9 protein-coding genes are annotated in these 10,815 nt (G+C 70.9%); 2 read left to right on the plus strand and 7 right to left on the minus strand.

Annotation, left to right across the window (positions count from 1 at the left end; all coding sequences use genetic code 11):
* Positions 1-25: 25 nt before the first annotated feature.
* The 7 genes from C1I95_RS04370 to murJ form a co-directional block, all read right to left on the minus strand.
* Positions 26-1,192, minus strand: a complete 1,167-nt coding sequence (locus C1I95_RS04370; RefSeq protein WP_111212457.1) for an N-acetylmuramoyl-L-alanine amidase — start codon at positions 1,190-1,192, stop codon at positions 26-28.
* 202 nt (positions 1,193-1,394) lie between these two features.
* Entirely contained in the window at positions 1,395-1,718 is a 324-nt protein-coding gene (trxA, locus tag C1I95_RS04375; RefSeq protein ID WP_111212458.1) for a thioredoxin, read from the minus strand.
* Positions 1,719-1,748: 30 nt separating this feature from the next.
* Entirely contained in the window at positions 1,749-2,699 is a 951-nt protein-coding gene (trxB, locus tag C1I95_RS04380; protein ID WP_111212459.1) for a thioredoxin-disulfide reductase, read from the minus strand.
* Positions 2,700-2,872: 173 nt separating this feature from the next.
* On the minus strand, positions 2,873-3,937 hold the full coding sequence (locus C1I95_RS04385; protein ID WP_111212460.1) for an RsmA family anti-sigma factor: 1,065 nt from the start codon (positions 3,935-3,937) through the stop codon (positions 2,873-2,875).
* Positions 3,934-4,680 (minus strand): RNA polymerase sigma factor SigM, encoded by a 747-nt coding sequence (sigM, locus tag C1I95_RS04390; protein WP_111212461.1) that lies wholly within the window; start codon positions 4,678-4,680, stop codon positions 3,934-3,936. Before sigM ends, C1I95_RS04385 begins: the two co-directional genes overlap by 4 nt.
* 22 nt (positions 4,681-4,702) lie before the next feature.
* The gene (locus tag C1I95_RS04395; RefSeq protein ID WP_111212462.1) at positions 4,703-6,304 is read right to left on the minus strand and encodes a protein kinase family protein; all 1,602 of its coding nucleotides are present in this window, start codon (positions 6,302-6,304) and stop codon (positions 4,703-4,705) included.
* Positions 6,305-6,742: 438 nt separating this feature from the next.
* Positions 6,743-8,488, minus strand: a complete 1,746-nt coding sequence (gene murJ / locus C1I95_RS04400) for a murein biosynthesis integral membrane protein MurJ (RefSeq protein WP_111212463.1) — start codon at positions 8,486-8,488, stop codon at positions 6,743-6,745.
* Between the two features lie 125 nt (positions 8,489-8,613).
* On the opposite strand from murJ, the gene C1I95_RS04405 reads away from it, so the two are divergent.
* A complete protein-coding gene (locus tag C1I95_RS04405; RefSeq protein WP_111212464.1) occupies positions 8,614-10,074 on the plus strand; it encodes a CCA tRNA nucleotidyltransferase in 1,461 nt (486 codons plus the stop codon).
* Between the two features lie 172 nt (positions 10,075-10,246).
* On the plus strand, positions 10,247-10,815 hold a 569-nt coding region (locus C1I95_RS04410), incomplete at its 3' end, for a S8 family serine peptidase (protein WP_199523602.1).

Consider the following 10,815-nt stretch of genomic DNA (forward strand, 5'->3'; position numbering starts at 1 on the left):
CCGCCCGACGCCCCGCCGGCGCTGGTCAGTCGACCACGGTGCCCGCGGCGACCGCCGCGCGCAGCTCGCTCACGTCGATCGAGCCGGTCGGCACGTCGCGCTCGATCGGCAGGTACATCCGCTGCACCGCCGCCACGATCGCCTCGACCAGTTTGTCCCGGAACCGGGGGTCGACCAGCCGCTTCCGGTCGGCGGGCGAGGTGAGGTAACCGACCTCAATGCGTACCGCCGGCATCCGGGTGAGCCGGAGCAGGTCCCACGCCTTGGCGTGGGTACGGCAGTCGCGCAGCCCGGTACGCGCCACGATCTCCCGCTGGACCAGCCCGGCGAGCCGCTCCCCGGTCGCCGAGGTCACCCCGTTGTCGGTGCCGTAGTGGTACGTCGCCACCCCCTCGGCCTCCGGGTTGGCGTGCCCGTCGGTGTGCAGCGAGATGAACACGTCCGCGCCGAGGGAGTTGGCCAGCTGCGCCCGGTCGATGTCCGGCAGGCAGGTCTCCGGCGCTGGTCCACGGGTGAGCTGCACCCGTACCCCCGACGCGGCGAGCCGGCCCTCCAGCCGGCTGGCCAGATCGTGCACCAGGTCCGCCTCGGTCCAGCGCAGCGGGCCGTCGGGCACCACCACGCCCGGGTCGGTGCCACCGTGCCCGGGGTCGATGACCACCGTCCGGCCGACCAGCGTCGGCCCGGACTGCCGGATGGCGTCGGACTCGCGCAGCCACTGCGGCCGGCCGCCGACCACCTTGCGTCCGAGCCGGCGCAGCGCGCTCATGGTGTGCGGGCCGCAGGTGCCGTCCGGGGTCAGCCCGACCTCACGCTGGAACTGGGCCACTGCTCGGGAGGTGCGTACGCCGTAGATGGCGTCGGCCCGGCCGACGTCGTACCCCATCTCCAGCAACCGTTCCTGCAACGACCGGACGTCCTCGCCGGTGAGCGGCACCGGCACGGCGTGGTACAGGGTCCGGGCACCAAGGCGCCACCGGGCGGCGTCGAGCGCGCGCCAGGTCTCCGCACCGACCCGGCCGTCGACGCTGAGCCCGCGGGACTGCTGGAACGCCCGCACGGCCTGTTCCGTGGCCGCGTCGAACTCGTCGTGGTACGGGCCGGTCGCCTTGGAGAGGAGGTCGAGACCGGTCAGCACCGTACGGATCTCGGTCACTGCTGGTCCCCGGTCACCGGGACGGATCGGACGCACGCACGACCCCCTTTGCACGGTCGGTGGCTGGCCGGGCCCGTCGGTGGCATGACGGCACCGCGACGGGGACCAGGTGGTCACCGGCGTCCGGCGGCCCCCGGGTTCGAGGTTATGCGTTGGGCGATGCGCAGGGGTGGAAAAACGCCTCGACCCCGTACCGGTGAGCCCGGCACGGGGTCGAATTGGCTGCGTCGCCGAGAGGTCAGAGCGCCGACTGGATCAACTTCACCAGTTCACCCTTGGGCTTGGCACCCGCGATCGACTGCACCGGCTCGCCGTTCTTGAACACGGTGAGCGTCGGCACCGACATCACGCGGTAGGTGCGGGCGGTTTCCGGGTTCTCGTCGATGTTGAGCTTGACGATGCTGACCTGGTCGCCCATCTCGCCGGCGATCTCCTCCAGCAACGGCGACACCTTGCGGCACGGCCCGCACCACTCGGCCCAGAAATCCACCAGGACCGGCTTGTCGGACTTGAGCACGTCGGCGGCGAAACTCGCGTCGGTGACCGACTTGGTTGCTCCCACTGTTGACCCCTCCTCCGGGATGTTTCTCGTTCAGCCCTTGGGCAGCGTGGCGATGAAGCGTTCGGCGTCCAGGGCGGCCGCGCAGCCGGTGCCGGCCGCGGTGATGGCCTGCCGGTACGTGTGGTCGACCAGGTCGCCCGCGGCGAAGACGCCGGGGATGCTGGTCCGGGTGCTCGGCGACTCGACCTTCACGTACCCCTCGCCGTCCAGTTCCACCTGCCCGCGGAACAGCTCGCTGCGCGGGTCGTGGCCGATCGCCACGAACACGCCGGTGACGTCGAGCACCTTGGCCTCGCCGGTGTGTACGTTCCGCACCCGTACCCCGGAGACCTTGCCGTCCGCGCCGAGGATCTCCTCGATCACGGTGTTCCACTCGACCTTGATCTTGTCGTTGTTCAGCGCCCGCTCAGCCATGATCTTGCTTGCCCGGAACGAGTCCCGGCGGTGGATGATGGTGACCGACTCGGCGAAACGGGTCAGGAAGCTGGCCTCCTCCATCGCCGAGTCGCCACCTCCGACCACCACGATGTGCTGGTTGCGGAAGAAGAAGCCGTCGCAGGTGGCGCAGGAGGAGACACCGTGACCGAGGTACTCCTGCTCGCCCGGTACGCCGAGCGGGCGCCAGGCGGAACCGGTGGCGAGGATGACGGCCCTGGCCTGGTAGGCGGTCTCGCCGACCCAGACGGTGCTCAGCGCACCCGGGTGACCGGTGTCGGCCAGCTCGACCCGGGTGACGTCGTCGGTCAGGAACTCGGCACCGAACCGCTCGGCCTGCTTGCGCATGTTGTCCATGAGCTCGGGACCGAGGATGCCGTCCGCGAAACCGGGGAAGTTCTCCACCTCGGTGGTGGTCATCAGCGCGCCGCCGGACTGCACGCCTTCGATGATCAAGGGCTTGAGGTTGGCACGCGCCGCGTAGACCGCCGCGGTGTAACCGGCCGGCCCGGAGCCGATGATGACCAGGTTGCGGACCTCGTCCACTGCCGTCTCCCAATCGTTTGACTGCCGCCACCGGCGTACCCGCCGATACCGATCCGAGTGCCGACGCGGCGGCAACTGATGTGCAGAACGTCATCGTACGAACCGGGAATTCCCGAGCCGGTCATCCGGTGGGTCACGTCACGTGGACGGTCAAACGTACGGTGACTGCCGATTCACCCTACCCGCGTCCGGTAGCGGGTGTCCGAGCCGGACCCCGGGACACCACACTCGGGCCCGCTGACCCACGCCCAGTGCGCGCCGGCGACGTCCGTGAAGCGCACCACCAGTGCCGGGAACCCCTGGAAGCGGGCGTAGTCGACGACGTCGAAGACCAGCGGCTCTTCGCCGTGCTCGGTGCTGATCTCGGCCAGGCAGGCGCTCAACGCCGCCTGGTCGCCGAGGCGTGCCAGGTCACCTGGCCCGGTGAGACGGCCCCCGTTCTCCATGGCGGCCCCGGGCCCGGACGGACTGGAGAACTGCTGCATCGTCGGTGCGGGGCTGGTCTTCGCCAACGCCTGCGGGGTGTAGTCCGTGCCACTGCTTTGCGGCGGGCTGACGATCTCGAAGGGACCCTTGGCCATCGTCCAGGGCCGTTCCGGCTCGGCGGCCGTTGCCCGCTCTTCGGACTCGCGGGAGTCGTACGCGTGGGGTACGACCGGGCTCCCGCCCTGATCGCTCAGCGCGGTGCCCGCCGTCGAGTCGGCACCCTGGTCGGGGCGGGCCAGTTGGAGGGCGCCCAGCCCGACGACCGCCGCGGCGGCGAGCGCGACCGGACCGGCCACCCGGGCCCAGCGGCGCCGGCGTCGTCCCGGGCGGGTCGGGGCGCTCCGCTCATGTCCCGGTCGGATGGTGCCGCTGGGCCGCCGGGGCCCACCGAGCGGCTGCGCCGGCACGGCGGCCGGCTTCGCGCCGATCGGAACCGCTTCGGGATCGTCGGCGGATTCGGGATCGTCGGCGGACGAGGCGCCCGCGGTCACCACGGGATCGGCGGCGTCCAACGCGGCGAGGATCCGGTCGGCGACTGCCGACGGCATCTCCGGCGCGGACCCACCCCATTCGGCCAGCTCGGCGCGGACACCGGCGACGGCCGGTGCCAGCAGAGCGTGGGCCTGCGCCCAGGCCGGATCCTCCGCGACGAGCCGAGCGACCTCAGCCTCCTCCTGGGTGCCGTCCAGCGCGCCGCCGAGGTAGTCGGCGAGCAGGTCGTGGTCGACCCCGCTGAACTCCCCGGCACTCACGCTTCCTCCTGGTTGGCACCCGGTCGGGATCGTCCCGACCCCGATCGGACGCTTTGCGGCGCTCTCGGGTTCCCGCGGGTGACCCCCGGCACGTCCGGATCGTCGGCGGGCGGCGGCTCACCACCGGAGCGCAGGTGGCCGAGCAGGACAGCCAGCCGGGCTCGGCCCCGTGCGCACCGGCTCTTGACCGTCCCCTCGGCCACGCCGAGGATCCGGGCGACCTCCGCGACCGGGTAGCCCTGCACGTCCACCAGCACGAGGGCGGCCCGCTGCTCGACCGGGAGCGCGGCCAGGGCGTCGCGAACGACCATCGCGGTGTCGTGGTCGCGTACCGGTGCGGCCGGCTCGACACCGCCGGTGCCGGAACCGTCGCCCGGGTCGTGGGTCCCGTCGGGCAGCGGCACCGTGGGGTGGGCCTGCCGGCGGCGGATCCGGTCGAGGCAGGCGTTCACCACGATCCGGTGCAGCCAGGTGGTGACGGCCGAGTCGCCCCGGAACCGGCCCGCGGCACGGTGGGCGGAGAGCAGTGCGTCCTGAAGCGCGTCGGCGGCCTCCTCACGGTCGCCGAGCGTACGCAGGGCCACCGCCCAGAGCCGGTCCCGGTGCCGGTGGAACAGCTCGGCGAACGCGTCCCGGTCGCCGTCGACATGCGCGCGCAGCAGGTCGAGGTCGCTGACCGGGTCGTCACCGGGTGCTCCGGCCTTCCGATCTCGGCCGGCGGGGCGTTCGTCGCGTACTTCCATCACCAGGTCCGGTGGAGGTGCCTCATGAGCCCTGGACCGTGATCTCCTGAACGCCGAGCTTGAAGCCGTTCCCGCTCTGGGGCAGGTCGGTGATCCAGAACAGCAGGTACCGGTACTTCTGGTCGGCGTCGAAGCCGTTGAAGGCCATCGTGGTGCCGTCGTGCGCCTCGAAGGGCTGCCCGATCCGGTTCTTCAGGTACGCGGTGAGGACCTGGTCGTCACCGGTGCTGGTCGAGGGTGCGTTGACGGTGCCGGTGAGCAGCTCCGCCGAGGCGCCGGGGACGGAGAGGTTGACCTGCACCGACTTGACGGTGCGCTCGGCGCCGAGGTCGATCCAGACGCCCATGCCCCGCTTGAGGTTGCCGAAGTTGCTACGCGGGTAGGTCTCCGTCGACCAGCCCTCGTCCCGGTCACCGTCGAACACCTTCTCGGCGTCGCGGACCTCGCTGCGGTTGCGGCTGTCGGGGTCGATGATCCGGGCAGCGCTGATCTTCAGGTTCCGGGTGACCGGTGCCGCTGGTTCCTCGCTAACGGGCGTGCTGGAAGTGGGGGCGGCGACCGGGCTGGTCTGTGGGTCCTCGTCGTCCCCGCCCAGCGTGTTGATGCCGATGAGCAGGCCCACCAGGGCCACTGCCAGCAGGCCGGCGATGCCCAGGGCGACCTTGCGCCCGCCCGCGGCGGCCAGCGGAGACGGCTCGTCGCCGGGCTCGGCGGCGAAACGCAACGGACCGCTGTTGTCGAGGTAGTCGTCGTCGGCGGGCACGTCGAGCCGGGCCAGCTCCGCGGACAGGACGTCCGACGAGGGTGGGGCGATCTCGGCGTCGAGCAGGTCCATCGTGAGATCGTCGAGATAGGCCGGCACACCGGCCCGGACCTGACGCGGAGCCGCCGCCGCGCCACCGGCGTCCCGCACCGCGTCGGGGATGGCCGCCCGACCGTGCCCGGCGGTGGCACCCCGAAGTGGCGCCTCGGCGTGCGGCCAGTAGCCGGTCAGGGCGAAGTAGAGGATCCCGCCGACCGCCCGGACGTCGCTTTCCCGGGTGTCGGCACCGTCGGTGCGGGCGTCCGCCAGCACCACCCGGCCGTCGTCACTGATCATCACGGTGCCCGGGTGCACGTTGCCGTGCACCATGCCGGTGGCGTGCACGGCGGCCAGCGCGCTGGCGACCGCGTTGCCGACGGCGGTGGCCCGGCCACCGTCCATCGACCCGTCCGCGACCAGTTCCCGCAGCGACCGCCCGTCGACCCACTCCCGTACCACGTAGGCCCGGTCGGCCTCGTCGATCGCGTCGTAGACGCCGACCAGGTTGGGGTGGATGACCCGGCTGGCCGCGACGGCGGCCTGGAGCATCTCGGTGGCGGACTCGCCGCCCGGGTAGCGCAGCACGACCGCGACGGGCCGGCGCAGCACGACATCGACCCCACGCCAGACCAGCCGGCCCGCGCTGTCGTTGTTGATGTGCTCGACCAGTTCGTAACGCTCGGCGAGGATCTCACCGGCCGTGGGAGCACCGAAGGTCATGACCGGCGGAGTGGTCTCGTCCGCGTCCTGACCCTCGCCGACCTGGGTCACCCGTCCTCCCTCGGTGATCGTGTCGATCGATGGACCCGCGCTGCTGGGCATGTGACTTCCCGCTCCGCCTTCGTATGGCACCGGCCAACCGGCCCCCAACGTGGCGCGCCGGTTCCTGCCGTACCCGTCGAGTGCGACCTTACCTGGGTTGGCCGTCTCCCCGACATGTCATCTTCCCGCCGTGACCGGCGAGGAGTTCGCAGTCGGGCGGACTCGTCCGGTTACGACCGTTGTCGGCCACGTTGCTGGCACATGTACTAGCCAATCTAGAGGCTGCCCACAACCGGCGTCCGCCGGGGCGGAGCAGGCTGTGACGGCGGGTCGGGCGACTGCGGGGTTCCCGTCGATCGGGCGACCATACTCGGCTTTCCGGTTGGTTATCCACAGGCTGACCCGACAGGTGAGCGGCGACGCGCGGAGTTATCCACAGGCGAATCCCCAACTGGTGATCCGCAGTCACTCTGGGTGTACCGCTGCGGTCATCGGTGATCAGCGGCCGAGCCGGCGGCGAACCATGCCGACCACCTCGGTGATCTCGGCGATCCGCAGCACGTTGGCCAGGCCGAGGTACGTGCCACCGATCACCGCGCCGCCCACCAGCAGCTGCACGATCGCCTCGGCCCACGTCGGCGTGTCACCACCGGGAAGCAGAGCGATCACCAGCAGGCCGGCCAGGGCGGCACCGAGCGCGGCGAGCACCACCCGGCCGAGCGTACGCATGATCGCGCCCAGCCCGATGCGACCCACCCGGGGGCGCAGCAGCCAGGCCGAGGCGATGGCGGCGGCCAGGTAGGAGACGGTGTTGCCGATCATCATTCCGGCACCCGCGAAGCTCGTCGAGAAGGCGAGGAAGAGGACGACCTGCACGGCGACGCGGAGCGCCACCACCGGGATGTTGATCAGTGCCGGGGTGCGGGTGTCGGGCAGCGCGTAGAAGGCGAAGGTGAACAGCTGGCTGATCGCGAACGGGACCAGTCCGATCGCGGCGACCAGCAGCACGGTCGAGGTGGCTATCGCGTTGTCCGCGGTGAAGGCTCCGTAACGGAAGACCACCACCGAGATCGGTGCGGCCAGCACGGCGTAGCAGACCGCGATCGGTGCGAGCACTGCGCTGACCGTCCGGGTACCCCGGCTCAGGTCGCCGGTGAAGTCGTGGAATCGGCCGTCGGCCGCGGCGGCGCTCATCCGCGGCATCAGCGCCGTGATGATCGAGACGGCGATGATGCCGTGCGCCATCATCAGCAGCAGGAACACGTTGTTGTAGATCAGCAGACCGGCATTGTCCTCGCCCGCCGCCCGGGTGAGCAGGTTGACCACCACGAAGAGGCCGAGCTGGTTGACCGCCACGTAGCAGAACATCCAGCCACCGAGCTGGCCCAACTCGCGCAGCCCCAGTGCCCGGAAGTCGAACCGCAGCTTCCATCGGAAGCCGACCTTGCGTAGCGCCGGAAGCAGGCCGGCGGCCTGCACCGCAACGCCGAGCAGCGTCCCCCCGCCGATCAGGAGAATCTGGTCCAGCCCGACGTCGGCGGGCTGCCGGGCCTGGGCGCCGTAGAAGAGGATGTAGAGGCCGAACGTGGCGATGGCCACCAGGTTGTTCAGGATCGGCGCCCACATCGGCGCCGCGAAGTGGCCCCGTGTATTCAGTACGGCCGCGATCAGCGCGCTGATGCCGGTGAAGAACAGCATCGGCAGCATCAGGTACGAGAGCTTGGTGACCAGCCCCGTGTAGTGAACATCCTTGCCGCTGGCGTAGATGCTGGTGAGCACCGGTGCCGAGATCACCGCGATCAGCGCGGCGGCGGCGAGCGCGACCACCGCCAGGGTCAACAGCCGCTGCGCGTACGCCTGCCCCTGGTCCTGGTCGAGCTTGCGTCGTCGCACCAGCACCGGGATCAGCACGCTCGTCAGGACGCCGCCGAGAAGGAACTCGTACACCTGCTGCGGCAGGAACATGGCGGTCGTGAACGCGTTGCCGATCAGGTTGCCGAGGGCCGCACCGATCATGAGATTTCGGATGAAGCCGGTTCCCCGGCTGATCAGACTGCCGACCGCCATCACCGCGCTGTTGGCCGCGGCGCTGGATTCGGCAACCTGTTCCTGGGGCGGCGCGACCGCCTCGGCCGCCGGCTGGTTCAGCGGTTCGGCGGAGATGAACGTGGCGCCGTCATCCGGCCGGCCGCCGGGCGCGCCACCCTGCGCGGCGTTCGCGCTGCGGTAGAGCCCGCCGCTCATCTGTGCCTCCAAGGGGTACGCCGGAGCCGGCACCGGCCCGCACGCCACAGACCTTAGTCAACCTCGGCCCGATACCCGCGCCCGGCGGAGGAGATGCCGGTCAGGACCGATAGGCTGCTGATCCCATGTCCGAAGCCGCCGCATCCCACATGACCGACCGCCGCGAACTCACCGCCGCGCAACGCAACGCCGTCGCCGAACTGCTCCGGGTCTCCCCGGTCGCCGACGAGTTGGGTCGCCGGTTCGCCGCCGCCGGTCACGAACTGCACCTCGTGGGCGGTTCGGTACGCGACGCCCTGCTCGGCCGGCTCGGCGAGGACCTCGACTTCTGCACCGACGCGCACCCCGACCAGACGCTGGGCATCGTGCGCGGCTGGGCCGAGGCGATCTGGGAGACCGGTCGCGAGTTCGGCACCATCGGCTGCCAGCGCGACGGGCTGCGGCTGGAGATCACCACCTTCCGCGCGGAGTCGTACGACCAGGTCAGCCGCAACCCGGTGGTCGAGTACGGCACCAGCCTGACCGAGGACCTGCGGCGGCGGGACTTCACCATCAACGCGATGGCGGTGAGCCTGCCCGAGCACCGGTTCACCGACCCGTACGGCGGCCTGGCCGACCTGGCCGCGAAGGTGGTGCGTACCCCGGGCACGCCGGCGGAGTCGTTCGGTGACGACCCGCTGCGGATGCTGCGGGCCGCCCGCTTCGCCGCGCAGTTGCGCTTCGCGGTGCACCCGGACGCGCACGCGGCGATGAACCGGATGGCGGCCGACCTGGACCGGATCACCGCCGAGCGGATCCGGGACGAGTTCACCAAGCTGCTCACCGGCGCCGACCCGATCACCGGGCTGCGGCTGCTGGTCGACACCGGTCTGGCCGAGCGCTTCCTGCCGGAGCTGACCGGGCTGAAGCTCGAGATCGACGAGCACGCCCAGCACAAGGACGTCTACGAGCACACCCTCACGGTGGTGCGCAACGCGATGTCGTACGAGCAGGACGGGCCGGACTTCATCCTGCGGATGGCCGCCCTGATGCACGACATCGGTAAGCCGGCCACCAAGTCGGTCGGCCCGGACGGGCGGGTCAGCTTCCACCACCACGAGGTGGTCGGCGCCCGGTTGACCAAGACGCGGATGAAGGCGCTGCGCTATCCGAAGGACGTGACCGGCAAGGTCACCGCGCTGGTCGCGCTGCACCTGCGGTTCTACGGGTACGGCCGGGGCGAGTGGACCGACTCGGCGGTGCGCCGGTACGTGACCGACGCCGGTGACCTACTGTCCCGGCTGCACAAGCTGACCCGGTCGGACTGCACCACCCGCAACCGGCGCAAGGCGGCCCAGCTGGCGGCCGACTACGACGCGCTGGAGGAGCGGATCGCCCGGATCGCCGCCGATGAGGACCTGGCCCGGGTCCGGCCCGACCTCGACGGAAACGCGATCATGGAGTTGCTCGGCGTGCCGCCCGGACCGATCGTGGGGCGGGCCTGGAAGCACCTGAAGGATCTGCGGCTGGAGCGCGGGCCGCTGGACCGCGACACCGCCGAGGCCGAACTGCTGCGCTGGGCCCGCGACGAGGGCCTGCGCGACTGACAGTACGACGAAACGCCAGCGTTTCGACCGAAAGGTTGACGCGGGTCGCTGCGCCCGTCGTTCATGATGTTGAGACGGCCGCTCCCTCACCATCCTTTTGAGGAGCGGCACGACCCATCTTCGTGCCGACCGGCCACAGGGCACGGTCGACGACCAACGGGGAGACCACCTAGTGAAACGCCGAGGCGCACTGCGCCGTTCGGCGGCGGCGGGGCTCGCCCTCGCCACCGCCTCGTCCATCCTCACCGTCGCCTCCGGTGGTGCCGTGACGGCCGCCCCATCCGATGAGCCGCGGCCCAGGGTGCAAAGCACCGACAACCTCGGCGCCGTGCCGGACCGCTACATCGTCGTCCTCAAGGACCAGGGCGCCGGTGCCAGTGCGATCCGGACCGTCGCGGCGGCGCTCGCCAGAGCGAACGGCGGCACCGTCCGGCAGGTGTACGGCAACGCGCTCAACGGCTACTCGGCCACCATGAACCAGCGTCAGGCCGAGAAGTTGGCGGCCAACCCTGCCGTGGCCTACGTCGAGCAGGTCCGCCGCGTTTCGGCCAGCGGCACCCAGAGCAGCCCGCCGTCCTGGGGTCTCGACCGGATGGACCAGGCTTCGGCGAAGCTGAACGGGAGCTACAAGTACCCGAACACCGGCAGCAAGGTCACCGCTTACATCCTGGACACCGGCATCAACACTGCCCACCAGGACTTCGGTGGCCGGGCCAGCATGGGTTACGACGCCATCAACCC

Source organism: Micromonospora craterilacus, assembly GCF_003236315.1.
GTDB lineage: Bacteria > Actinomycetota > Actinomycetes > Mycobacteriales > Micromonosporaceae > Micromonospora > Micromonospora craterilacus.

Bases quoted from the DNA above. Each gene is read 5' to 3' on its own strand.
- murJ (WP_111212463.1), bottom strand. From the start codon at position 8,488: ATGAGCGGCGGGCTCTACCGCAGCGCGAACGCCGCGCAGGGTGGCGCG.
- sigM (WP_111212461.1), bottom strand. From the start codon at position 4,680: ATGGAAGTACGCGACGAACGCCCCGCCGGCCGAGATCGGAAGGCCGGA.
- C1I95_RS04405 (WP_111212464.1), top strand. From the start codon at position 8,614: ATGTCCGAAGCCGCCGCATCCCACATGACCGACCGCCGCGAACTCACC.
- C1I95_RS04395 (WP_111212462.1), bottom strand. From the start codon at position 6,304: ATGCCCAGCAGCGCGGGTCCATCGATCGACACGATCACCGAGGGAGGA.